General features: G+C 63.1%; 18 protein-coding genes and 1 pseudogene. 16 read left to right on the forward strand and 3 right to left on the reverse strand.

What is annotated here, in order from left to right:
• Window positions 1-9 precede the first annotated feature (9 nt).
• The 8 genes from dnaE (at window position 10) to ispD (ending at window position 11347) form a co-directional block, all read left to right on the forward strand.
• The gene (gene dnaE / locus KUO17_RS18480) at window positions 10-3531 is read left to right on the forward strand and encodes a DNA polymerase III subunit alpha (protein ID WP_217976969.1); all 3522 of its coding nucleotides are present in this window, start codon (window positions 10-12) and stop codon (window positions 3529-3531) included.
• Between the two features lie 106 nt (window positions 3532-3637).
• On the forward strand, window positions 3638-4585 hold the full coding sequence (locus KUO17_RS18485) for an acetyl-CoA carboxylase carboxyltransferase subunit alpha (protein ID WP_217976970.1): 948 nt from the start codon (window positions 3638-3640) through the stop codon (window positions 4583-4585).
• Window positions 4586-4725: 140 nt separating this feature from the next.
• A complete protein-coding gene (gene tilS, locus KUO17_RS18490; protein WP_217976971.1) occupies window positions 4726-6009 on the forward strand; it encodes a tRNA lysidine(34) synthetase TilS in 1284 nt (427 codons plus the stop codon).
• A 271-nt stretch (window positions 6010-6280) separates the two neighbouring features.
• The gene (locus tag KUO17_RS18495) at window positions 6281-7909 is read left to right on the forward strand and encodes a CTP synthase (protein ID WP_217976972.1); all 1629 of its coding nucleotides are present in this window, start codon (window positions 6281-6283) and stop codon (window positions 7907-7909) included.
• Window positions 7910-7912: 3 nt separating this feature from the next.
• A complete protein-coding gene (gene kdsA / locus KUO17_RS18500) occupies window positions 7913-8758 on the forward strand; it encodes a 3-deoxy-8-phosphooctulonate synthase (RefSeq protein ID WP_217976973.1) in 846 nt (281 codons plus the stop codon).
• A 154-nt stretch (window positions 8759-8912) separates the two neighbouring features.
• The gene (gene eno, locus KUO17_RS18505; protein ID WP_217976974.1) at window positions 8913-10202 is read left to right on the forward strand and encodes a phosphopyruvate hydratase; all 1290 of its coding nucleotides are present in this window, start codon (window positions 8913-8915) and stop codon (window positions 10200-10202) included.
• A gap of 159 nt (window positions 10203-10361) precedes the next feature.
• Entirely contained in the window at window positions 10362-10640 is a 279-nt protein-coding gene (gene ftsB / locus KUO17_RS18510; RefSeq protein ID WP_163949056.1) for a cell division protein FtsB, read from the forward strand.
• Window positions 10637-11347 carry a 2-C-methyl-D-erythritol 4-phosphate cytidylyltransferase gene (ispD, locus tag KUO17_RS18515; RefSeq protein ID WP_217976975.1) on the forward strand — a complete coding sequence of 237 codons (711 nt, stop codon included), beginning with the start codon at window positions 10637-10639 and terminating at the stop codon, window positions 11345-11347. Before ftsB ends, ispD begins: the two co-directional genes overlap by 4 nt.
• Window positions 11348-11450: 103 nt before the next feature.
• Here the strand turns inward: ispD and KUO17_RS18520 are convergent, their stop codons facing one another.
• Window positions 11451-12347, reverse strand: a complete 897-nt coding sequence (locus KUO17_RS18520; protein ID WP_217976976.1) for a LysR substrate-binding domain-containing protein — start codon at window positions 12345-12347, stop codon at window positions 11451-11453.
• Between the two features lie 106 nt (window positions 12348-12453).
• Between KUO17_RS18520 and KUO17_RS18525 the strand changes: the two genes are divergently transcribed.
• The 8 genes from KUO17_RS18525 to rpoS all read left to right on the forward strand — a co-directional run bounded on the left by KUO17_RS18525 (window position 12454) and on the right by rpoS (window position 19595).
• Window positions 12454-13566: an S-(hydroxymethyl)glutathione dehydrogenase/class III alcohol dehydrogenase gene (locus KUO17_RS18525; RefSeq protein WP_217976977.1), complete on the forward strand. Its 1113-nt coding sequence runs from the start codon at window positions 12454-12456 to the stop codon at window positions 13564-13566.
• A gap of 8 nt (window positions 13567-13574) precedes the next feature.
• On the forward strand, window positions 13575-14423 hold the full coding sequence (gene fghA / locus KUO17_RS18530; RefSeq protein ID WP_217976978.1) for an S-formylglutathione hydrolase: 849 nt from the start codon (window positions 13575-13577) through the stop codon (window positions 14421-14423).
• Window positions 14424-14499: 76 nt separating this feature from the next.
• Window positions 14500-14973 (forward strand): 2-C-methyl-D-erythritol 2,4-cyclodiphosphate synthase, encoded by a 474-nt coding sequence (gene ispF, locus KUO17_RS18535; protein WP_217976979.1) that lies wholly within the window; start codon window positions 14500-14502, stop codon window positions 14971-14973.
• Complete coding sequence (truD, locus tag KUO17_RS18540) at window positions 14970-16028, forward strand: tRNA pseudouridine(13) synthase TruD (protein ID WP_217976980.1); 1059 nt, start codon at window positions 14970-14972, stop codon at window positions 16026-16028. The genes ispF and truD overlap by 4 nt, the downstream gene beginning before the upstream one ends.
• A complete protein-coding gene (surE, locus tag KUO17_RS18545; RefSeq protein ID WP_217976981.1) occupies window positions 16016-16765 on the forward strand; it encodes a 5'/3'-nucleotidase SurE in 750 nt (249 codons plus the stop codon). The genes truD and surE overlap by 13 nt, the downstream gene beginning before the upstream one ends.
• Entirely contained in the window at window positions 16765-17442 is a 678-nt protein-coding gene (locus KUO17_RS18550) for a protein-L-isoaspartate(D-aspartate) O-methyltransferase (protein ID WP_217976982.1), read from the forward strand. Before surE ends, KUO17_RS18550 begins: the two co-directional genes overlap by 1 nt.
• 175 nt (window positions 17443-17617) lie before the next feature.
• A complete protein-coding gene (locus tag KUO17_RS18555; protein ID WP_217976983.1) occupies window positions 17618-18478 on the forward strand; it encodes a peptidoglycan DD-metalloendopeptidase family protein in 861 nt (286 codons plus the stop codon).
• Window positions 18479-18587: 109 nt separating this feature from the next.
• Window positions 18588-19595, forward strand: coding sequence for an RNA polymerase sigma factor RpoS (rpoS, locus tag KUO17_RS18560; RefSeq protein WP_217976984.1), 1008 nt, complete (start codon window positions 18588-18590; stop codon window positions 19593-19595).
• Window positions 19596-20105: 510 nt separating this feature from the next.
• Here the strand turns inward: rpoS and fdxA are convergent.
• Together fdxA and mutS are read right to left on the reverse strand one after the other, a co-directional pair.
• The gene (gene fdxA, locus KUO17_RS18565) at window positions 20106-20429 is read right to left on the reverse strand and encodes a ferredoxin FdxA (protein WP_217976985.1); all 324 of its coding nucleotides are present in this window, start codon (window positions 20427-20429) and stop codon (window positions 20106-20108) included.
• A 139-nt stretch (window positions 20430-20568) separates the two neighbouring features.
• Window positions 20569-23110 (reverse strand): annotated as a pseudogene (gene mutS, locus KUO17_RS18570) (DNA mismatch repair protein MutS).
• Between the last annotated feature and the right edge of the window lie 61 nt (window positions 23111-23171).

The following is a 23171-nucleotide window of genomic DNA, read 5'->3' on the forward strand; positions in this document are numbered from 1 at the left end:
AGGATCATCATGTCGGCTTCTTTCGTTCATCTTCGCCTGCACACCGAATTCTCGCTGGTCGATGGCCTGGTGCGGATCAAGCCGCTGGTCAAGGCCCTGGCCGGGATGAACATGCCGGCGGTGGCCGTCACCGACCAGAGCAACATGTGCTCGCTGGTCAAGTTCTACAAGACCGCCATGGGCAGCGGGATCAAGCCGATCTGCGGTGCCGACCTGTGGCTGTCCAACGCCGACCCCGACCTGCCGCTGTCGCGTATCTGCCTGCTGGCCATGGATGCGCAGGGTTACCGCAACCTTACCGAGCTGATTTCGCGGGGCTGGATGGACGGCCAGCGCAACGGCGTGGTGGTGATCGAGCGTGAATGGATCGCGCCGGCCAGCGAAGGCCTGATCGCGCTGTCGGCAGCCCGCGAGGGTGACATCGGCATGGCGCTGCTGGGCAACAACCCGCTCGAAGCCGAAGCCTTGCTGCGCAACTGGATGGCGATGTTCCCCGAGCGCTTCTACGTCGAAGTGCAGCGCACCAACCGTAACGGCGACGAAGAGTACCTGCATGCTGCGGTGGCCCTGGCCGACCGGCTGGGTGCGCCGCTGGTGGCCACCAACGATGTGCGCTTCATCAAGCAGACCGACTACGACGCCCACGAAACCCGCGTGTGCATCGGCGAAGGCCGCGCACTCGACGACCCGCGCCGCTCGCGCAACTACAGCGACCAGCAGTACCTCAAAAGCCCGGAAGAAATGGCCGAGCTGTTCAGCGACCTGCCCGATGCCCTGGCCAACACGGTCGAGATCGCCAAGCGCTGCAATATCCAGGTGCAGTTGGGCAAGCACTTCCTGCCCGACTTCCCGACGCCCAACGGCATGGGCATCGACGACTACCTGCGTCACGTGTCCCATGAAGGCCTGGAAGAGCGCCTGGCGGTGCTGTGGCCCAAGGACACCACGCCCAACTATGAAGAGAAGCGCCAGGTCTACCTCGACCGCCTGAAGTTCGAACTGGACATCATCATCCAGATGGGCTTCCCCGGTTACTTCCTGATCGTTATGGACTTCATCAAGTGGGCCAAGAACAACGGCGTGCCGGTGGGCCCGGGCCGGGGCTCGGGTGCCGGCTCGCTGGTGGCCTACGTGCTGAAGATCACCGACCTCGACCCGCTGGCCTACGACCTGCTGTTCGAACGCTTCCTGAACCCGGAGCGGGTCTCGATGCCCGACTTCGACGTCGACTTCTGCATGGACGGTCGCGACCGCGTGATCGAGTACGTGGCCGACGCCTACGGGCGTAATGCGGTGAGCCAGATCATCACCTTCGGCACCATGGCGGCCAAGGCCGTGGTGCGCGACGTGGCGCGGGTGCAGGGCAAGTCCTACGGCCTGGCCGACCGTCTGTCGAAGATGATTCCGTTCGAAGTCGGCATGACCCTGGAGAAGGCCTACGAGCAGGAGGAAATGCTGCGCGACTTCCTCAAGACCGACGAGGACGCCAAGGAAATCTGGGACATGGCCCTCAAGCTCGAGGGCGTCACCCGCGGTACCGGCAAGCACGCCGGCGGCGTGGTCATCGCACCGACCAAGCTCACCGACTTCTCGCCGATTGCCTGCGATGAAGAGGGCGGCGGTCTGGTCACCCAGTTCGACAAGGATGACGTCGAGGCGGCGGGCCTGGTGAAGTTCGACTTCCTCGGCCTGCGCACCCTGACCATCATCAAGTGGGCGATGGAGACGATCAACCGCGAGCAGGCCAAGGTCGGCCTGCCGGACCTGAACATCGACTTCATCCCGCTGGACGACAAGAAAACCTACGACCTGCTGCAGAAGGCCGAAACCACGGCCGTGTTCCAGCTTGAATCGCGGGGCATGAAGGAGCTGATCAAGAAGCTCAAGCCCGACTGCCTCGAAGACCTGATCGCACTGGTGGCGCTGTTCCGTCCCGGCCCGCTGCAGTCGGGCATGGTGGACGACTTCATCAACCGCAAGCACGGCCGCGCCGAGCTGGCCTACCCGCACTCCGATTACCAGTACGAAGGTCTCAAGCCGGTACTGGCGCCCACCTACGGCATCATCCTGTACCAGGAACAGGTGATGCAGATCGCCCAGGTGATGGCCGGCTACACCCTTGGCGGTGCGGACATGCTGCGTCGCGCCATGGGCAAGAAGAAGCCCGAGGAAATGGCCAAGCAGCGTGGCGGTTTCATCGAAGGTTGCGCCAGCAACAACATCGACCCGGACCTTGCGGGCAACATTTTCGACCTGGTGGAGAAATTCGCCGGTTACGGCTTCAACAAGTCCCACTCCGCCGCCTACGGCCTGGTGTCGTACCAGACCGCCTGGCTCAAGACCCACCACCCGGCTGCGTTCATGGCCGCGGTACTGTCGGCGGACATGCACAACACCGACAAGGTCGTGACCCTGATCGAGGAAGTGCGCAGCATGAAGCTGCGCCTCGATGCGCCGGATGTGAACACCTCCGACTTCAAGTTCACGGTCAACGATGACGGTCGTATCGTGTACGGGCTGGGCGCGATCAAGGGCGTGGGCGAGGGGCCGGTCGAGGCCATCGTCGAGGCGCGCAGCAGTGCCCCGTTCAAGGACCTGTTCGATTTCTGCGAGCGGGTCGACCTCAAACGCATCAACAAGCGCACCCTCGATGCGCTGATCCGCAGTGGTGCGCTGGACCGTCTGGGGCCATTCTTCCATGACGAGATCAAGGCCTACCAGGCCAACATCGACCGCAACCGTGCAGTGCTGCTGGGCGCGATGGAAGAGGCGATCAAGTCGGCCGAACAGACCGCGCGCACCCATGACAGCGGGCACTCGGACCTGTTCGGCGGCCTGTTCGTCGAGGCCGACGCCGATGTCTACGCCAACCATCGCAACGCCCGCGAGCTGACCCTCAAGGAACGCCTGCGCGGCGAGAAGGACACCCTGGGCCTGTACCTGACCGGTCACCCGATCGACGAGTACGAGGGCGAGATACGCCGTTTCGCGCGCCAGCGCATCATCGACCTCAAGCCTGCGCGCGATACCCAGACCGTGGCCGGCATGATCATTGCGTTGCGCGTGATGAAGAACAAGAAGGGCGACAAGATGGGCTTCGTGACCCTCGACGACCGCTCGGGGCGGATCGAGGCGTCGCTGTTCGCCGATGCCTTCATGGCGGCGCAGTCGTTGCTGCAGACCGATGCGATGGTGGTGGTGGAAGGGGAGGTGAGCAACGACGATTTCTCCGGCGGCCTGCGTCTGCGGGTCAAGCGCGTGATGAGCATGGAGGATGCGCGGACCAACCTGGCCGAAAGCCTGCGCCTGAAGATTCACGCCGACGCGCTCAAGGGCGATCGGCTGGCCTGGCTCGGCGAGCTGTTCAAGCGCCACCGTGGTGCGTGCCCGATCAGCATGGAATACACCGGCAGCGACGCCCGCGCCTTGCTGCAATTTGGCGAGAGCTGGCGTATCGACCCGGCGGATGGACTGATTCAGGCCCTGCGTGACCAGTTCGGGCGTGAGAACGTCTTCCTGCAATATCGATGAATTGATGAATTTTTAATCTCGACCTGAATGCGCCTGATCCCTTAAGGTAGGGCGCCAAACGGATCAACCGGCCGGCCGCCTGGCCGTCGACCCAAGACGGATGCCTATGAACCCGAATTTTCTGGATTTCGAACAGCCGATTGCTGACCTGCAAGCCAAGATCGAAGAGCTGCGCCTGGTCGGCAATGACAACTCGCTGAACATCGGCGATGAAATCGCCCGTCTGCAAGACAAGAGCAGCACGCTGACCGAAAGCATTTTCGGCAACCTGACCAGTTGGCAGATCGCGCGTCTGGCGCGTCACCCGCGTCGCCCGTATACCCTGGACTACATCGATCACATCTTCACCGAGTTCGACGAGCTGCATGGCGACCGTCACTTCTCCGACGACGCCGCGATCGTGGGCGGCATTGCGCGCCTGGACGACCAGCCGGTGATGGTGATCGGTCACCAGAAAGGCCGTGAAGTGCGCGAGAAGGTGCGCCGCAACTTCGGCATGCCGCGTCCTGAGGGCTACCGCAAGGCGTGCCGCCTGATGGAAATGGCCGAGCGCTTCAAGATGCCGATCCTGACCTTCATCGATACCCCGGGTGCTTACCCAGGCATCGATGCCGAAGAGCGCAACCAGAGCGAAGCGATCGCCTGGAACCTGCGCGTCATGGCGCGCCTGAAAACCCCGATCATCGCCACCGTGATCGGTGAAGGTGGTTCGGGCGGTGCGCTGGCGATCGGCGTGTGCGACCAGTTGAACATGCTGCAGTACTCCACCTACGCGGTGATCTCGCCGGAAGGCTGCGCCTCGATCCTGTGGAAAACCGCAGAGAAGGCAGCGGACGCGGCCGAAGCCATGGGCATCACTGCCGAGCGCCTGAAGGGCCTGGGTATCGTGGACCAGGTGATTGCCGAGCCGTTGGGCGGCGCGCACCGTGATCCGGCCAAGACCTCGGCCAATATCCGTGCCTCGCTGACCGAGCAGTTGGACATGCTCAAGGGCTTCGACAGCGATGCGCTGCTCAAGCGTCGTTACGATCGCCTGATGAGCTACGGGCTCTGATCTGACATCACCGCTGGCCCTTTCGCTGGCAAGCCAGCTCCCACAGGTAAATCGCCTGGCCTGAAGGCGGCGCGGTCCCTGTGGGAGCTGGCTTGCCAGCGAAGGGCTGCACAGCAGCCCCCGCGTGTGAGGTGCCACCGATGATCGACCTGCGCACCACGCTCTGCCCCTGGCACCAAGCCCCCGGCTGGTGCGTCGCCCTCTCCGGCGGCCTCGACTCCACTGTTCTGCTGCACCTGCTGGCCCAGAACCCGGCCATGCCCCTTCGCGCCATCCACATCCATCACGGCCTGCAAGCTGCGGCTGATGCGTGGCCAGCCCACTGCCAGCGCCTGTGCGACAGCCTGGGCGTGCCGCTGCAGGTCATCCACGTGCAGGTGCCCCCCGGCGCCAGCCTGGAACAGGGCGCGCGCGATGCGCGCTACGCAGCGTTCGTCCAGGCCTTGCGCCCCGGCGAGCTGCTGCTGACCGGCCAGCACCGCGACGACCAGGCCGAAACCCTGCTCTTTCGCCTGCTGCGTGGCGCCGGTTTGCGAGGGCTGGCGAGCATGCCGGTGCAGCGCCCGTTAGGGGCGGGCACCTTGCTGCGCCCGCTGCTGGACACCTCCCGCGATGAACTGCTGGCCTATGCCCAGGCGCACGGTTTGCAGTGGATCGACGACCCGTCCAATGACGACACCCGGTTCTCGCGCAACTACTTGCGCCATCAGATGCTGCCGATGCTGGCCCAGCGTTGGCCCCAGGCCGCTCGCAGCCTGGCACGCAGTGCCGCGCACCTTGGCGAGGCGCAGGGCCTGCTGGATGAGCTGGCGCAACAGGACCTGGCCCAGGCTGCGACGCCTGACCCGTTCGACTGGCTCGGTTGCCCCTCGCTCGACCTGCAGGTGCTGCGCCAGCTGTCGCCGGCGCGTCAGCGCAACGCCCTGCAATACTGGCTGGCCGCACGCACCCGTTTGCCCGACACGCGCCACTGGTCGGGCTGGGAGGACCTGCGCGATGCCGGCGGGCAAGGGCGGCCGCTATGGCGCCTGGCTGACGGTGAAGTGCATCGCAGCGCCGAACGCATCTACTGGCTGAGCGCCGAGTGGCTGGCGCCGCTGCAGGCTCCGGTGGCGTGGGTCGACCCGAGCCGGCCGCTGGACCTGCCCGGCAATGGCAGCCTGTCGCTCAGCGGCCGATTGCCGCAGGGGCCGTTGCAGGTGCGCTACCGTCAGGGCGGTGAGCTGTTCGAGCTGGAGGGCCGAGGCCGGCGCGACCTCAAGCGCCTGCTCAACGAGCGCCAGCTGCCACGGTTTGCCCGTGCGCGCCTGCCGCTGCTGTTCCTGGACGAGCGGCTGGTGGCGGTGGCAAACCTGTCGGGGCTGGGCCAGGCTGCCTGGCAATTGCACTGGCGCGTGCCGACAAGCGCGCAAGGTTTGAGATGAAAGGGACATTCCGGTAGACTACGCTCCCTTCTTGATACAACTTCTGTGGTTTGCTCTGAATCACGGTTGTTGCCGATTACCAAGCAGTTTTTTGCTGGGCGATTCTAAAAATGTTTAGCGAGCTTCATGCCGGGTTCTCAACCCCCGGTCTGTCCATGCGCGGCAGTTTTTTAAGATGCACTGTAATTGACGCAGGTGATCGGGGGCTTCGGCCTTCCTTCGCTTTCCCCGGCGGCACAGACCGCTTTAACGCAGACTTCTAGGGTTTTTCATGACGCGCTACATATTCGTCACGGGCGGTGTTGTTTCTTCATTGGGGAAAGGCATTGCCTCGGCTTCATTGGCGGCCATCCTGGAGGCGCGGGGGCTCAAGGTCACCATGCTCAAGCTCGACCCGTACATCAACGTCGACCCGGGCACCATGAGCCCGTTCCAGCACGGTGAAGTGTTCGTCACCCACGACGGCGCCGAGACCGACCTGGACCTGGGCCACTACGAGCGGTTCATCCGCACGACCATGACCCAGAACAACAACTTCACCACCGGCCGTGTCTACGAGCACGTGCTGCGCAAAGAGCGCCGTGGTGACTACCTGGGCGCCACCATCCAGGTGATCCCGCACATCACCGACGAAATCAAGCGCCGCATCATCAAGGGCGCAGGCGATGCGGACGTTGCCATGGTCGAGATCGGTGGCACGGTGGGTGACATCGAGTCGCAACCGTTCCTCGAGGCCATTCGTCAGCTGCGTTTCGAAGTCGGCGCCAAGCGCGCGATGCTGATGCACCTGACGCTGGTGCCGTACATCGCCACCGCCGGCGAGACCAAGACCAAGCCTACCCAGCATTCGGTCAAGGAACTGCGCTCCATCGGCCTGCAGCCTGACGTGCTGGTGTGCCGCTCCGATCACCCGATCGACAGCTCGTCGCGTCGCAAGATCGCCCAGTTCACCAACGTTGAAGAACGTGCGGTGATCGCGCTGGAAGACGCCGACACCATCTACAAGATCCCGGGCATCCTGCACTCCCAGGGCCTGGACGACTTCGTCGTCGAGCGCTTCGGCCTGCAGTGCGGCAGCGCCGACCTGTCCGAGTGGGACGCGGTGGTCGACGCCAAGCTCAACCCCGAGCACGAAGTCACCATCGCCATGGTCGGCAAGTACATGGAACTGCTCGATGCCTACAAGTCGCTGATCGAAGCGATGAGCCATGCCGGCATCAGCAACCGCACCAAGGTCAACCTGCGCTACATCGACTCCGAAGACATCGAGAACCAGGGCACTGGCCTGCTTGAAGGCGTCGACGCGATCCTGGTACCCGGCGGTTTCGGCCTGCGCGGTGTCGAAGGCAAGATCACTGCCGTGCAGTACGCCCGTGAAAACAAGGTGCCGTACCTGGGGATCTGCCTGGGCATGCAAGTGGCGGTCATCGAGTTCGCCCGTAACGTGATGGGCTGGAAAGACGCCAACTCCACCGAGTTCGATCGCGCCAGCGCTCACCCGGTCGTGGGCCTGATCACCGAGTGGGAAGACGCCACCGGCGCGGTCGAAACCCGTACCGAAGCCTCCGACCTCGGCGGCACCATGCGTCTGGGCGCCCAGGAGTGCCAGCTGCAGAGCGGCTCCAAGGTGCACGACTGCTACGCCAAGGACGTGATCGTCGAGCGTCACCGTCACCGTTACGAGGTCAACAACAACCTGCTGCCGCAGCTGGTTGAAGCTGGCCTGGTGGTGTCCGGTCGTTCCGGCGACGGCGCGCTGGTCGAAGTGGTCGAGTCCAAGGATCATCCATGGTTCGTGGCCTGCCAGTTCCACCCGGAGTTCACCTCCACCCCGCGTGACGGCCACCCGCTGTTCAGTGGCTTCGTCAAAGCTGCATTGGCTCAAAAGAACAAGGCCTGATCCATGACCCAGAAGATCATCCGCGTCGGCAGCATCGAGATCGCCAACGACAAGCCGTTCGTCCTGTTCGGCGGCATGAACGTGCTGGAGTCCCGTGACCTGGCCCTGAAGGTCTGTGAAGAGTACGTGCGGGTTACCGAGAAGCTCGGTATCCCCTACGTGTTCAAGGCCAGCTTCGACAAGGCAAACCGTTCGTCGATCAACTCCTACCGCGGCCCAGGCCTGGAAGAGGGGATGAAGATCTTCGAAGAGATCAAGCGCACCTTCAACGTGCCCGTGATCACCGACGTGCACGAGCCGCACCAGGCGCAAGCCGTGGCCGACGTGTGCGACATCATCCAGTTGCCGGCCTTCCTGTCGCGTCAGACCGACCTGGTGGTGGCCATGGCCAAGACCGGCGCGGTGATCAACATCAAGAAAGCCCAGTTCCTCGCACCCCAGGAGATGCAGCACATCCTGACCAAGTGCGAAGAGGCCGGCAATGATCAGTTGATCCTCTGCGAGCGCGGTTCGAGCTTCGGCTACAACAACCTGGTAGTGGACATGCTCGGCTTCGGCATCATGAAGCAGTTCGAGTACCCGGTGTTCTTCGACGTGACCCACGCCCTGCAGATGCCGGGGGGGCGCGCCGATTCCGCCGGTGGGCGGCGTGCCCAGGTCACCGACCTGGCCAAGGCCGGCCTCAGCCAGGGCCTGGCGGGCCTGTTCCTCGAGGCTCACCCAGACCCGGACAACGCCAGGTGCGACGGCCCGTGCGCCCTGCGCCTGGACAAGCTGGAGCCATTCCTGGCCCAGCTCAAGCAACTGGACGAACTGGTTAAGGGTTTTCCGACGGTAGAAACCGCGTAACACTCGATTCTCCGGTAAAGTACCGCCCGTTCATCCCCTGACCCTCGGGTCAGGGGCTTGTCCGCGTCAGGCCTGCCCGTGTGCCAACCGCCTGTGACGGACCCGGTTTTTTCTCAGCTGCGTTGTTTTCGTCAATTCTGGAGTGCTTACAACAATGGCAAAGATCGTCGACATCAAAGGTCGTGAAGTTCTCGATTCGCGCGGTAACCCTACCGTCGAAGCGGACGTACTGCTCGACAACGGCATCATCGGCAGCGCCTGTGCGCCGTCGGGTGCTTCCACTGGCTCGCGCGAAGCGCTGGAGCTGCGTGATGGCGACAAGAGCCGTTACATGGGCAAGGGCGTACTCAAGGCAGTCGCCAACATCAATGGTCCGATCCGCGACCTGCTGCTGGGCAAGGACCCGGTCGAGCAGAAAGCCCTCGACCTGGCGATGATCAAGCTCGACGGTACCGAGAACAAGGGCAACCTGGGCGCCAATGCCATCCTCGCCGTGTCCCTGGCCGCTGCCAAGGCTGCTGCACAGGACCAGGACCTGCCGCTGTACGCACACATTGCCAACCTCAATGGCACCCCTGGCCAATACTCCATGCCGGTCCCGATGATGAACATCATCAACGGTGGCGAGCATGCCGATAACAACGTCGACATCCAGGAGTTCATGGTTCAGCCGGTTGGCGCCAAGACCTTCTCCGACGCGCTGCGCATGGGCACCGAGATTTTCCATCACCTCAAGGCCGTACTGAAGGCCCGTGGCCTGAACACTGCCGTGGGTGACGAAGGTGGTTTCGCGCCGAACCTGGCGTCCAACGAAGACGCGCTGTCGGCCATCGCCGAAGCCATCGCCAACGCCGGTTACACCCTGGGCACCGACGTGACCCTGGCCCTGGACTGCGCCGCGAGCGAGTTCTACGAAGACGGCAAGTACAACCTGTCCGGTGAAGGCAAGTCGTTCGACGCCGAAGGTTTTGCCGACTACCTCAAGGGCCTGACCGAGCGCTTCCCGATCATCTCCATCGAAGATGGCCTGGATGAGTCCGACTGGGCTGGCTGGAAGATCCTCACCGACAAGATCGGCGAGAAGGTACAACTGGTCGGTGACGATCTGTTCGTGACCAACACCAAGATCCTGAAGGAAGGCATCGACAAGCGCATCGCCAACTCGATCCTGATCAAGTTCAACCAGATCGGCACCCTGACCGAAACCCTGGAAGCCATCCAGATGGCCAAGGCTGCCGGTTACACCGCGGTGATCTCGCACCGTTCGGGCGAAACCGAAGATTCGACCATTGCCGACCTTGCCGTAGGGACTGCTGCTGGCCAGATCAAGACCGGTTCGCTGTGCCGTTCCGACCGCGTTTCCAAGTACAACCAACTGCTGCGTATCGAAGAGCAACTGGGCAGCAAGGCTGTATACCGTGGCCGCTCCGAGTTTCGCGGCTAAGCGAGAAATGGTAAAAAGGCCGCAGGGCGTGGCTGAAAGAGGCGACTGATCTTTCTGCAACCCTTTGCTGCAAGTGCTTGTCCCACAAAGCCTGGCTTCGGCCAGGCTTCGTGCCATCAGCGTCTTGCGCAATGGCGGCTTTTTCCAGTGGATACCCTGATGCGTAGTCCCTATTGGTTGTTCCTCGTCTTGCTCCTGTTGCTCGGTGGCCTGCAGTATCGCCTGTGGGTCGGCAACGGCAGCCTGGCCCAGGTCACCGACCTCAAGCAGCAAATTGCAGAACAGCACGCTGAAAACGAGCGTTTGCTGGAGCGTAATCGCGTGCTTGATGCAGAAGTGCTGGAGTTGAAGAAAGGTATGGAAACCGTTGAAGAACGGGCGCGTCACGAGCTGGGCATGGTCAAGGAGGGTGAAACCCTCTACCAGTTGGCCCAATGACAGATGCCCTGCCTGCCTTCTGGGCAGTGATTCCCGCTGCGGGCGTAGGTGCCCGCATGGCTGCCGACCGCCCCAAGCAGTACCTGCAACTGGGCGGGCGGACGATTCTGGAACATAGCCTCGACTGTTTTCTTGGCCACCCGTGCCTGAAGGGCGTGGTGGTCAGCATTGCCGCGCACGATCCCTACTGGCCGGGCCTGGCGTGTGCCGGGGATGCGCGAATCCAGCGCGCCGCGGGTGGGCGCGAGCGTGCCGATTCGGTGCTCAATGCCTTGTTGCTGCTGCACGCCCAGGGCGCGGCCGATGGCGACTGGGTGCTGGTGCATGACGCGGCGCGACCGAACCTTGCGCGTGCCGACCTTGACCGCTTGCTGAGTGAGTTGGCGGATGACCCGGTGGGTGGCCTGCTGGCGGTGCCGGCGCGCGACACGCTCAAGCGTGCCGATGCGAATGGCCGGGTGAGCGCTACCATCGATCGCAGTACGGTGTGGCAGGCGTACACCCCGCAGATGTTTCGCCTGGGGGCGTTGCACCGGGCGTTGGCGGACAGCCTGGTGGCGGGCGTGGCGATTACCGATGAAGCGTCGGCCATCGAATGGTCGGGGCAGGCGCCGCGGCTGATCGAAGGGCGCAACGACAACATCAAGGTGACGCGCCCCGAAGACTTGGAGTGGTTGCGCCAACGCTGGGCCAATCGCGGCAATTGATCGAGTTGGCCCATTCGCTGGCAAGCCAGCTCCCACAAGGTACTACGGTGCTTTCAAGGATTGCGCATTTCCCTGTGGGCGCTGGCTTGCCAGCGAAGCTTTTCTAGACGCTGCGGTACTCGGGCAGTTGCCCCAACCCCACGCGCAGGTAGTCCACCAGCTTGCGCACCTTGGGCGATAGATGCCGCTGCTGCGGATACAGTGCCCACACCGCTGTGTTCGGCGGCTGATGCGCCTCCAGCAGCGATACCAGCGCGCCGCTGCCCAGGTGCTCCAGCACGTAGTAGTCGGGCAACTGGCACAACCCCACACCCTGCAACGCCGCATCCAGCACGGCCTGACCGCTGTTGCAGCGCCAGTTGCCCTGTACCCGTTGCGTCAGCTCGCGCCCGTCCTGCTGCAAGGCCCAGATATCGGTACTGCCAATCAGGCAGTTGTGCCGCGCCAGCTCCGAAAGGCTGTGCGGGCGGCCATAGCGCTCCAGGTACTCGGGCGAAGCGCACAGGTACATGCGCCGCGGCGCCAGCCGCGCGGCCACCAGCCGCGACTCCTGCAGGCGGCCCAGCCGGATCGCCATGTCCATGCCCTCATGCAGCAGGTCCAGGGTGCGGTTGCTCAGCTCGATGTCCACCCGCAGTTGCGGGTACTGCGCCATGAAGCGCGTCACCAGCGGCACGATGAAGCGTTCGCCATAGGCCACCGCGCAGGTCATGCGCAGCAGGCCCTTGGGTTCGCTGGTCAAATCGCCCATGGCGCGCAGCGCTTCCTCGCGCCCGTCCTGCAAGCGCTGGCAATGCTGCAGAAAGGTCTGCCCGGCCTCGCTCAAGGTCACCTTGCGCGTGCTGCGGTACAGCAGGCGTGTCTGCAAACGGTCCTCCAGGCGCGCCACCGCGCGACTCACGTGCGAGGACGATACGCCCAGGCGTTCGGCCGCCGCCGTGAACTGGCCCGACTCGGCCACGGCGACAAACTCGTCGATGCCTTCCCAGCGGCTGTTCATCGATTATCCCTGTGTGGCAATAATGTTTTGTGTTTGGTCGGATTATTCATCAAAAGACGATGAATTACACTGCAGGCCTGAATTTGAATTCCTGTGGAGAACCCTGATGATCAAGTCCCGTGCCGCCGTCGCCTTCGAGGCCAAGAAACCGCTGGAGATCGTCGAAGTCGACGTGGCCATGCCCAAGGCCGGTGAAGTGCTGCTGCGCGTGGTGGCCAGCGGCGTCTGCCATACCGACGCCTACACCCTGTCCGGTGCCGACCCGGAAGGCATCTTCCCCTCGATCCTGGGCCATGAAGGCGGCGCCATCGTCGAAGCCGTCGGCGAGGGCGTGACCTCGGTGGCCGTGGGTGACCACGTGATCCCGCTGTACACCCCCGAATGCGGGCAGTGCAAGTTCTGCAAATCCGGCAAGACCAACCTGTGCCAGGCCATCCGCGCCACCCAGGGCAAGGGCCTGATGCCGGACGGCACCACGCGTTTCTCCTACAAGGGCCAGCAGTTGTTCCACTACATGGGCACCTCGACCTTCTCCGAGTACACCGTGCTGCCGGAAATTTCCGTGGCCAAGATCCAGAAAGAAGCGCCACTGGAGAAGGTCTGCCTGCTCGGTTGCGGCGTCACCACCGGTATCGGTGCGGTGCTCAACACCGCCAAGGTCAAGCCGGGTGATACCGTGGCCATCTTCGGCCTGGGCGGCATCGGCCTGTCGGCGGTGATCGGGGCGGTCAAGGCCAAGGCCAGCCGCATCATCGCCATCGACATCAACCCGGCCAAGTTCGAGATCGCCCGTCAACTGGGCGCTACCGACTGCATCAACCCGAAAGACTACGGCCGCCCGATCCAGGAAGTGATCGTGGACCTGACCGATGGCGGCGTGGACTTCTCGTTCGAGTGCATCGGCAACGTGCAACTGATGCGCGCCGCGCTGGAATGCTGCCACAAGGGCTGGGGCGAGTCGGTGATCATCGGTGTCGCCGGTGCCGGCCAGGAAATCGCCACGCGCCCGTTCCAGCTGGTGACCGGTCGCGTCTGGCGTGGTTCGGCATTCGGCGGCGTACGCGGTCGCAGCGAGCTGCCGAGCTACGTCGACATGGCCGAGAAAGGCGAGATTCCACTGGACACCTTCATCACCCACACCATGGGCCTGGAAGACATCAACAAGGCCTTCGACCTGATGCATGAAGGCAAGAGCATCCGCAGCGTCATCCACTTCTGAGGTCTGTCATGAGCCTGGAAAACATCTCCTGCCAGAAAAGCTTCGGCGGCTGGCACAAGCGCTACCGGCACCGATCGACGGTGCTGGGCTGCGACATGGTGTTTGCCGTGTACCTGCCGCCACAGGCCGAGCAGGGCGCCAAACTGCCGGTGCTGTACTGGCTGAGCGGCCTGACCTGCACCGACGAGAACTTCATGCACAAGGCCGGCGCGCACAAGCTCGCCGCCGAGCTGGGGTTGATCATCGTGGCGCCCGACACCAGCCCGCGCGGGCCGCAGGTGCCGGGTGACCCGGATGGCGCGTGGGACTTCGGCCTGGGCGCAGGCTTCTACCTCAATGCCACCGAGCAGCCGTGGGCCAGGCACTACCGCATGCATGACTACGTGGTGCAGGAGCTGCCGGCGTTGGTGGAGGCGCATTTTCCGGCCTCCGACGCGCGCAGCATCAGCGGCCACTCCATGGGCGGGCATGGCGCGCTGGTGTGCGCGTTGCGCAACCCCGGGCGCTATGCCTCGGTCTCGGCGTTCTCGCCCATCAGCAACCCGATGGATTGCCCGTGGGGCCAGAAGGCGTTCAGCCGCTACCTGGGTGAAGACCGTTCGTGCTGGCGCCAGTGGGATGCCAGTGTGCTGATCGGCCAGGCGCAAGAGCAGTTGCCACTGCTGGTCGACCAGGGTGATCGCGATGATTTCCTGGAAAGCCAGCTCAAGCCCGAAGTGCTCGCCCAGGCGGCACAGGCGGCGGGCTACCCGCTTACGCTGCGCTTGCAGCCAGGTTACGACCACAGCTACTACTTCATCGCCAGCTTCATCGATGACCACCTGCGCCATCATGCGATGGCACTGCACCCCCTGTAGGTACGGTCCTACAAATAAGCCAAACCCCCTGCAAAGCAGGTAGAATCACGCCCTGACTCAATCAGGGCGTTTTTTTATGCGTATTGGCCACGGCTACGATGTGCACCGCTTCGCGGACGGCGATTTCATCACCTTGGGCGGCGTGCGCATTGCGCACAAGTTCGGCCTGCTCGCGCACTCCGATGGCGATGTCGTGCTGCACGCCGTGAGCGATGCCCTGCTGGGCGCTGCCGCGCTGGGCGACATCGGCAAGCACTTCCCCGATACCGACCCCCAGTTCAAGGGGGCTGACAGCCGTGTGCTGCTGCGCCACGTGGTGTCGATCATCCATGCCAAGGGCTGGAAGGTGGGCAACGTCGACGCCACCATCGTCGCCCAGGCGCCGAAGATGGCACCGCACATCGAGAGCATGCGCGCCCACATCGCCCAGGACCTGCAGGTCGAACTCGACCAGGTCAACGTCAAGGCCACCACCGAAGAGAAGCTCGGTTTCACCGGCCGTGAAGAAGGCATTGCCGTTCACGCCGTCGCCTTGTTGCTGCGCGCATGACCGAACTCGAACTGCTCGGCCCGCGCGCATCCGGCCCGGCACTGGGAACGGCCATCCTCAAGGCCACGGCGGACGATTTCCAGGTCGACGAAGTGCTCGACATTCCATTGTCCGGCGAAGGCGAGCACCTGTGGCTGTGGGTCGAGAAGCGCGACCTCAATACCGAAGAGGCGGCACGTCGCCTGGCCCGTGCCGCCGGCGTACCGCTGCGCACGGTCAGCTATGCCGGCCTCAAGGACCGTCAGGCGCTGACCCGTCAGTGGTTCAGCCTGCACCTGCCGGGCAAGGCCGACCCGGACCTGAGCGCGGCCGAAAACGAAACCCTGAGCATCCTCAAGGGCACACGCCACTCGCGCAAGTTGCAGCGTGGTGCGCACTCGGCCAATGGCTTCACCCTGCGCCTGACCGCGTTGAAGGGTGATCACGCCGCGCTGGACGCGCGCCTGCAGCACCTGCGTGCCCAAGGCGTGCCGAACTACTTCGGCAGCCAGCGCTTTGGCTTCGATGGCGGCAACGTCCACGACGCCCGCCAGTGGGCCGAGCGCAAGGCATTGCCCGAGCAGCGCAACGTGCGTTCGCGGCTGCTGTCCACGGCCCGCAGCTACGTGTTCAACCAGGTGCTGGCCGAGCGCGTCGCCGACGGCAGTTGGCAACACGCCCAGGTCGGCGACCTGCTGGCGTTTACCGACAGCCGCAGTTTTTTCCCCGCCGGTGAAGCCGACTGCAGTGACCCGCGCCTGGCGATTCTCGACCTGCACCCCACCGGGCCGCTATGGGGCGAAGGCGAGCCGGCTACGGTCGGCGCCGCTGGTGCCATCGAGCAGCGTGTGGCCGAGCAGCACGCTGCGCTGTGCCACTGGCTGGCCAACGCCAACCTCAAGCAGGAACGGCGCATTCTGCGGCTGCCCATTGGCGGCTTGACGTGGCATTATCCCGAGCCTGATATCCTGCAACTGGAATTCGTCCTTCCGGCCGGATGCTTCGCCACCGTCGTGGTGCGCGAACTCGTCGATCTGGTGCCGGCAGGGCAGACGGACAGCCCATGCGTATTCTGATTTCGAACGACGACGGGGTCACCGCCCCAGGCCTCGCCGCGCTGCATGCCGCGCTGGCGGACTATGCCGAGTGTGTGGTGATCGCACCTGACCAGGACAAAAGCGGCGCCAGCAGCTCGCTGACGCTCGACCGTCCCTTGCACCCGCACACCCTGGCCAACGGTTTCATCAGCCTCAATGGCACGCCGACCGACTGCGTGCACCTGGGCCTGAACGGGTTGCTGGAGCCGACGCCGGACATGGTGGTCTCGGGGATCAACCTGGGCGCGAACCTGGGCGATGACGTGCTGTACTCGGGTACGGTCGCGGCCGCGCTTGAGGGGCGCTTCCTGGGGGGGACCTCCTTCGCCTTTTCGCTGCTCTCGCGCTTGCCCGACAACCTGCCCACCGCCGCGTATTTCGCGCGCAAGCTGGTCGAGGCGCATTCAACCCTGCAGTTGCCACCACGGACGGTGCTAAACGTGAACATTCCCAACCTGCCGCTGGAGCATATCCGCGGCATCCAGCTCACGCGCCTGGGGCATCGGGCACGGGCTGCCGCGCCGACCAGGGTGGTCAACCCGCGTGGCAAGGAAGGCTATTGGATCGCCGTGGCCGGGGATGCCGAGGACGGTGGCCCGGGTACCGATTTTCACGCGGTGATGCAGGGCTATGTCTCGATCACCCCGTTGCAGCTTGACCGCACCTTCAACGACGCCTTCGAACGCCTTGATGGCTGGTTGGAGGGGTTGCTCTGATGCGAGAGCCGGAGGATCTGATGCGCCATGGTATCGGTTTTACTTCGCAACGAACCCGTGAACGGCTGATCCAGCGCCTGATCGAGGAGGGCATCAAGGACCAGAAGGTGCTTGAGGTGCTACGCAACACCCCGCGCCACCTGTTCGTCGATGAAGCCTTGTCGCATCGTGCGTATGAAGACACCGCCTTGCCGATCGGCAGCAACCAGACCATCTCGCAGCCGTTCATGGTGGCGTACATGAGTGAAGTGCTGCTCGAGGACGGCCCGCTGGACAAGGTGCTGGAGATCGGCACAGGTTCCGGATACCAGACCGCGGTGCTGGCGCAACTGGTGGAGCGGGTGTTCTCGGTCGAGCGCATCAAGGTGCTGCAGGACCGGGCCAAGGAGCGCATGGTCGAGCTCAACCTGCGCAACCTGGTGTTTCGCTGGGGTGATGGTTTCGAAGGTTGGCCTGCCTTGGCGCCCTACAATGGCATCATCGTCACCGCCGGCGCACCGCAGGTACCGCAGGCATTGCTTGATCAACTGGCGCCGGGCGGTCGCCTGGTCATCCCGGTAGGGGCGAGCGGCGAAACCCAGCAGTTGCTGCTGATCGTGCGTGAAGAGCACGGGTTCTCCCGACGCAAGCTGTGCGACGTACGTTTCGTGCCGTTGCTCAACGGTACGTTGAACTGAGCCGAAGTTTTTTCACCGGCGCCGAATTCCCGGAGCATTGACGGGTCTATGAGGCGTGCGGTTTCTTGAGCTGACGCACGCTGTGCGCGAGCAGTTGATCTGCATTGCGCGTGCGCTCGGTTATAATTGCAACACTATTGCATTCTTGTATCGTCACCACATAAGGGAGCGGCGGGTGAGTCACACAGTCATTCGGCAGCGCATGGGTCTATCGAGCTTCAAGCTTCTGGTGATTGCACTCGCCTTGGGTACGCTGGTTTCAGGGTGTTCCAGTACATCGTCAAGCAGCGTGGGGGTGGTCGATCGCAACAACGCCGCGCCCAAGCGCCCCGTGGTCACTACCGGGCAGTACGTGGTGCGCCCCGGCGACACGCTGTTTTCCATCGCCTTTCGTTATGGCTGGGACTACAAGGAACTGGCAGCCCGTAACGGGATTGCTGCGCCTTACACCATCCGCCCCGGCCAGGCGATCCGCTTCGGCTCCGCCACCGGTACCAGTAGCGGCTCACGCGTGGTGACCTCGACCTCGCCGTCGAGCAAGACCACGGTCACCCGGCGTCCGGCGGGTACCCCGCCACCGGCGAAAACAACGCCGACGAGCGGTTCCACTGCGCCGGCTGTCGTCGCCACCACCCCGGTTCAGGTACCGGCTTCGGAGCGTTCAGCCGGTGGCTGGGCGTGGCCGGCAAACGGTGTGCTGATTGGAAAATTTGCTTCAAACGGTAGTTTGAATAAAGGCATTGATATCGCGGGTGATTTGGGACAGCCTGTTTTTGCTGCGTCAGATGGTTCCGTTGTATACGCCGGAAGTGGCTTGCGGGGCTACGGCGAATTGGTAATCATCAAACACAGCGATACCTACGTAAGTGCCTACGGTCACAACCGCAGGCTTTTGGTTCGGGAGGGTCAGCAGGTCAAGGTTGGGCAGACAATTGCCGAAATGGGGTCCACGGGCACCGACCGGGTGAAGCTTCATTTCGAGATTCGCCGTCAGGGCAAACCAGTTGATCCGTTGCAGTTTCTGCCACGTCGTTGATAAGCATGTACCCGGCCTGTTCCTTCGCGTAGTGGGGACAGGCTCCAGCGTTGCCAAGGATATAGGCGCCGCTTGAGTCTGAGTTCGAACTCAGCAAAGGACTATAACAATGGCTCTCAGTAAAGAAGTGCCGGAGTTTGACATCGACGATGAGGTTCTCCTCATGGAGACCGGCATCGTTTTGGAAACGGATGTGGTGTCAGACGAACCTGCTGTATCTCCGGTTCGGACCAGGGCTAAACAAGGCTCAGCGCTCAAACAGCACAAGTATATCGATTACACTCGAGCGCTTGATGCAACTCAGTTATATCTTAACGAAATCGGCTTTTCGCCCCTGCTTTCCCCGGAGGAAGAAGTCCATTTTGCGCGTCTGTCGCAAAGTGGTGACCCCGCCGGGCGTAAACGCATGATCGAAAGCAACCTGCGCCTGGTGGTGAAGATTGCACGCCGATACGTCAACCGTGGGCTGTCGTTGCTGGACCTGATCGAGGAGGGCAACCTGGGCCTGATTCGAGCGGTCGAGAAGTTCGACCCCGAGCGTGGTTTCCGTTTTTCCACCTACGCAACGTGGTGGATCCGGCAAACCATCGAACGCGCCATCATGAACCAGACGCGCACCATCCGACTGCCGATTCATGTGGTCAAGGAGCTGAACGTGTACCTGCGTGCAGCGCGCGAACTGACCCAGAAGCTCGATCACGAACCCTCCCCGGAAGAGATCGCCAACCTGCTGGAAAAACCGGTGGGCGAGGTCAAACGCATGCTGGGCCTGAACGAACGGGTCTCTTCGGTGGATGTTTCACTGGGGCCTGACTCGGACAAGACCCTGCTCGATACCCTCACCGACGATCGGCCCACTGATCCGTGCGAGCTGTTGCAAGATGATGATCTGTCACAGAGCATCGACCAGTGGCTGGGCGAATTGACCGACAAGCAACGCGAGGTGGTGATTCGCCGCTTCGGCTTGCGCGGCCATGAGAGCAGCACCTTGGAAGATGTTGGCCTGGAGATCGGCCTTACCCGTGAACGGGTGCGCCAGATCCAGGTTGAGGGGCTCAAGCGTCTGCGCGAGATCCTCGAGAAGAATGGTCTGTCCAGCGAGTCGTTGTTCCAGTAACCGCGATGGCTGTGAAAGGCGCCTCGACTTGTCGAGGCGTTTTTGTCTGTGCCGGATTTGAGCGTGGCAATATTTCCGGGTTGAAATTGTTATTACCGTTGTAGGCTATCGCTTACAGAATGCGTAAGCCTTTGCTATGTAGGCAAGTAAAACGTCGTTGATTTATACATCCTACTTTTTCTATCTAATTGATTTATATGTAATTTATTTTAAGGGTCGGCCACTCGTTTGACTTTTTTTGAGAGCTTTTACCCGTTGCGCTGCCAGCTGCAAAGGATAGTATCTGAACTGTGTCTACGGACTGACACAGGTTCTCAAGGATGAGCGCCAAGGACATCGCGGGATGCGATTCATCAGGACGATGACAGGGAATACAGGGACTACGGAAAAAAATGTGGGCGGGTCATACCGCCCCTTTTTTTGCCTGTAATAAAGTGCCTCGGCTTCTGCGTCAGAACGCCGGCGAAAAAAAAAGGCCCCGAAGGGCCTTTTTCAGTGATCCAGTAGCGCTTAGCGCTCCAGATCTGCAATCTTGCCGCTCTTGCCATCCCACTCTTCAGCGTCTGGCAGGGCATCTTTCTTCTCGGTGATATTTGGCCAGATTTCAGCCAGCTCCGCGTTGAGCTCGATGAAGTTCTCCATGCCGCTGGGCACTTCGTCTTCAGAGAAGATCGCTTGGGCGGGGCACTCAGGCTCGCACAGTGCACAGTCGATGCACTCATCCGGGTGAATGACCAGGAAGTTCGGGCCTTCGTAGAAGCAGTCCACCGGACAGACTTCTACACAGTCGGTGTACTTGCACTTGATGCAGTTGTCGGTGACGACGAAGGTCATTTCTAATTTTCTCCTCAGGCGACGGCAGCGTTCCCTTCCAGACAGGGCCGCTCGGTTCGGTAGATCGGCGGCGAGCCAGGCTAATAACTCGCCACCCCGCCGAACCGCGCGGGATTCTATCAGTTTGTGAGGTCGCGCGTTATAACAGAGTCTTCAGTGCATAGAGCATTTCGATAGCTTGGCGTGGGGTCATGTTGTCCACGTCGAGCTTGCCGATCTTCTCGATGGCCGGGTGCGGCAGGCTGGCGAACAGGTCGCTCTGGTGTGGCGTGGCGGCCGCACCCTTGCTCGCCGGGGCCGGTTCGTGCGGCAGGCTGCTGGTTTCCAGGCGGCCCAGGTGCTCTCGGGCACGCTGGATCACCGGTGCCGGCACGCCGGCCAGCTGCGCCACCGCCAGGCCATAGCTCTGGCTGGCAGGCCCGGGCAGCACGTGGTGCAGGAACACGATGCGCTCGTTGTGCTCGGTGGCATTGAGGTGCACGTTGGCGACCAGTGGCTCGCTGTCGGGCAGCACGGTCAGCTCGAAGTAGTGTGTGGCGAACAGCGTGTAGGCGCGCAGTTGGGCCAGGCGCTCGGCGGCAGCCCAGGCCAGCGACAGGCCGTCGAAGGTGCTGGTGCCGCGGCCGACTTCATCCATCAGCACCAGGCTGCGCTCGGTGGCGTTGTGCAGGATGTTGGCGGTTTCGCTCATCTCGACCATGAAGGTCGAGCGCCCGCCGGCCAGGTCGTCGCTGGAGCCGATACGGGTGAAGATGCGGTCCACCAGCGACAGCTCGCAGCTGGCGGCCGGCACGAAGCTGCCGATATGGGCCAGCAGCACGATCAGCGCGGTCTGGCGCATATAGGTGGATTTACCACCCATGTTGGGACCCGTGATCACCAGCATGCGGGTGTTGTCGTCCAGGGACAGGTCGTTGGCCACGAACGGGGTGGTCAACACCTGCTCCACTACCGGATGGCGAGCCTGGGTGATGCGCATGCACGGTTCGTCGACGAAACTCGGGCAGTTGAGATCAAGGTTCAGCGCGCGCTCCGCCAGGTTGCTGACCACGTCCAGTTCACCCAGCGCAGCGGCAGTGTCCTGCAGCGGCGCGAGGTGGCCGATGAGGGTTTCGAGCAACGCATCGTAGAGCATCTTTTCGCGGGCCAGGGCACGGCTTTTGGCCGACAGTGCCTTGTCTTCGAAGGTCTTGAGCTCGGGGGTGATGAAGCGCTCGGCGCCCTTGAGGGTCTGGCGACGGATATAGTCGGCCGGGGCCTGCTCGGCCTGCTTGCTCGGCAGTTCGATGAAGTAGCCGTGCACACGGTTGTAGCCGACCTTGAGGTTGGCAAGGCCGGTGCGGGCCTTTTCACGCGCCTCCAGGTCGATCAGGAACTGCCCGGCGTTCTCGCTCATCGACAGCAGCTCGTCCAGTTCGGCGTCGTAGCCGACCTTGAGCACGCCGCCATCGCGGATGACCGCTGGGGGGTTGTCGATGATCGCCTTTTGCAGCAGGTCGGCCAGCTCCGGATAGGTACCGGCAATGGCGGCCAGGCGTGCCAGGTGCGGCGCTTCCAGCTCAGCCATGGCGTTCTGCAGCTCGGGCAGGGCGCCGAGGGCGTCACGCAGGCGTGCCAGGTCGCGCGGGCGGGCATTGCGCAGGCCGATACGGGCGAGAATCCGCTCGATATCGCCAATGTCCTTGAGTTGCGGTTGCAGCTTTTCGAAGCGATAGCCGTCGAGCAGGCAGCGGATCGAGCTCTGGCGCGCCTGCAGGACCTTGAGGTCACGCAGCGGGCGGTTCAGCCAGCGGGTCAGCAGGCGGCTGCCCATGGCGGTCTGGCAGCGATCGATCACCGATTGCAGGGTGTTGTCGCGGCCACCGGCCAGGTTCACGTCCAGTTCGAGGTTGCGCCGGCTGGCGCCGTCGAGCACCACGGTATCGTCCAGGCGTTCATGCTTGAGGCTGCGCAGGTGCGGCAGCGCGGTGCGCTGGGTTTCCTTGGCGTAGCCGAGCAGGCAGCCGGCAGCGCCGATGGCCAGGGTCAGCTTCTCGCAGCCGAAGCCCTTGAGGTCCTGGGTCGCGAACTGCTGGCACAGGCTCTTGCGTGCCGAATCGCGGTCGAAGTCCCAGGGCGCACGGCGGCGTGAGCCGCGGCGCTTCTCCGCAGGCAGGCCCTGGGGCCAGTCGTCGGGGATCAGCAGCTCGACCGGGTTGACCCGCTCCAGCTCCGCGAGCAGGTTCTCCCAGCCCTTGAATTCCTGCACGGTGAAGTTGCCGCTGGTGATGTCCAGCACAGCCAGGCCGAACAGGCGCTCGTCACCGAGCACGGCGGCGATCAGGTTGTCGCGGCGCTCATCGAGCAAGGCCTCGTCGCTGACCGTGCCCGGGGTGATGATGCGCACCACCTGGCGTTCGACCGGGCCCTTGCTGGTGGCCGGGTCGCCGATCTGCTCGCAGATCACCACCGACTCGCCCAGCTTGACCAGCTTGGCCAGGTAGCCTTCGGCGGCGTGATAGGGGATACCGCACATGGGGATCGACTGGCCCGCCGACTGGCCGCGGGCGGTCAGGGTGATATCCAGGAGTTTTGCGGCCTTCTTCGCATCTTCGTAGAAGATCTCGTAGAAGTCGCCCATGCGGTAGAACATCAGCTGGTCCGGGTGCTGGTTTTTCAGCTTCCAGTACTGCTGGCATCATCGGAGTGTTGTCGCGGAGAGATCAGAAATTGCTTTATTCATCAGGTAGTTAGCTGACTTTT

It is taken from the genome of Pseudomonas aegrilactucae (assembly GCF_019168305.1).
In the GTDB taxonomy this organism is placed as follows: Bacteria; Pseudomonadota; Gammaproteobacteria; order Pseudomonadales; family Pseudomonadaceae; genus Aquipseudomonas; species Aquipseudomonas aegrilactucae.

Coding starts and splice junctions, on each gene's coding strand:
- truD (WP_217976980.1), top strand. CDS start 14,970: ATGACCGAACTCGAACTGCTCGGCCCGCGCGCATCCGGCCCGGCACTG.
- eno (WP_217976974.1), top strand. CDS start 8,913: ATGGCAAAGATCGTCGACATCAAAGGTCGTGAAGTTCTCGATTCGCGC.
- kdsA (WP_217976973.1), top strand. CDS start 7,913: ATGACCCAGAAGATCATCCGCGTCGGCAGCATCGAGATCGCCAACGAC.
- KUO17_RS18495 (WP_217976972.1), top strand. CDS start 6,281: ATGACGCGCTACATATTCGTCACGGGCGGTGTTGTTTCTTCATTGGGG.
- surE (WP_217976981.1), top strand. CDS start 16,016: ATGCGTATTCTGATTTCGAACGACGACGGGGTCACCGCCCCAGGCCTC.
- KUO17_RS18520 (WP_217976976.1), bottom strand. CDS start 12,347: ATGAACAGCCGCTGGGAAGGCATCGACGAGTTTGTCGCCGTGGCCGAG.
- KUO17_RS18550 (WP_217976982.1), top strand. CDS start 16,765: ATGCGAGAGCCGGAGGATCTGATGCGCCATGGTATCGGTTTTACTTCG.
- ftsB (WP_163949056.1), top strand. CDS start 10,362: ATGCGTAGTCCCTATTGGTTGTTCCTCGTCTTGCTCCTGTTGCTCGGT.
- rpoS (WP_217976984.1), top strand. CDS start 18,588: ATGGCTCTCAGTAAAGAAGTGCCGGAGTTTGACATCGACGATGAGGTT.
- tilS (WP_217976971.1), top strand. CDS start 4,726: ATGATCGACCTGCGCACCACGCTCTGCCCCTGGCACCAAGCCCCCGGC.
- dnaE (WP_217976969.1), top strand. CDS start 10: ATGTCGGCTTCTTTCGTTCATCTTCGCCTGCACACCGAATTCTCGCTG.
- ispF (WP_217976979.1), top strand. CDS start 14,500: ATGCGTATTGGCCACGGCTACGATGTGCACCGCTTCGCGGACGGCGAT.
- KUO17_RS18485 (WP_217976970.1), top strand. CDS start 3,638: ATGAACCCGAATTTTCTGGATTTCGAACAGCCGATTGCTGACCTGCAA.
- fdxA (WP_217976985.1), bottom strand. CDS start 20,429: ATGACCTTCGTCGTCACCGACAACTGCATCAAGTGCAAGTACACCGAC.
- fghA (WP_217976978.1), top strand. CDS start 13,575: ATGAGCCTGGAAAACATCTCCTGCCAGAAAAGCTTCGGCGGCTGGCAC.
- KUO17_RS18525 (WP_217976977.1), top strand. CDS start 12,454: ATGATCAAGTCCCGTGCCGCCGTCGCCTTCGAGGCCAAGAAACCGCTG.
- ispD (WP_217976975.1), top strand. CDS start 10,637: ATGACAGATGCCCTGCCTGCCTTCTGGGCAGTGATTCCCGCTGCGGGC.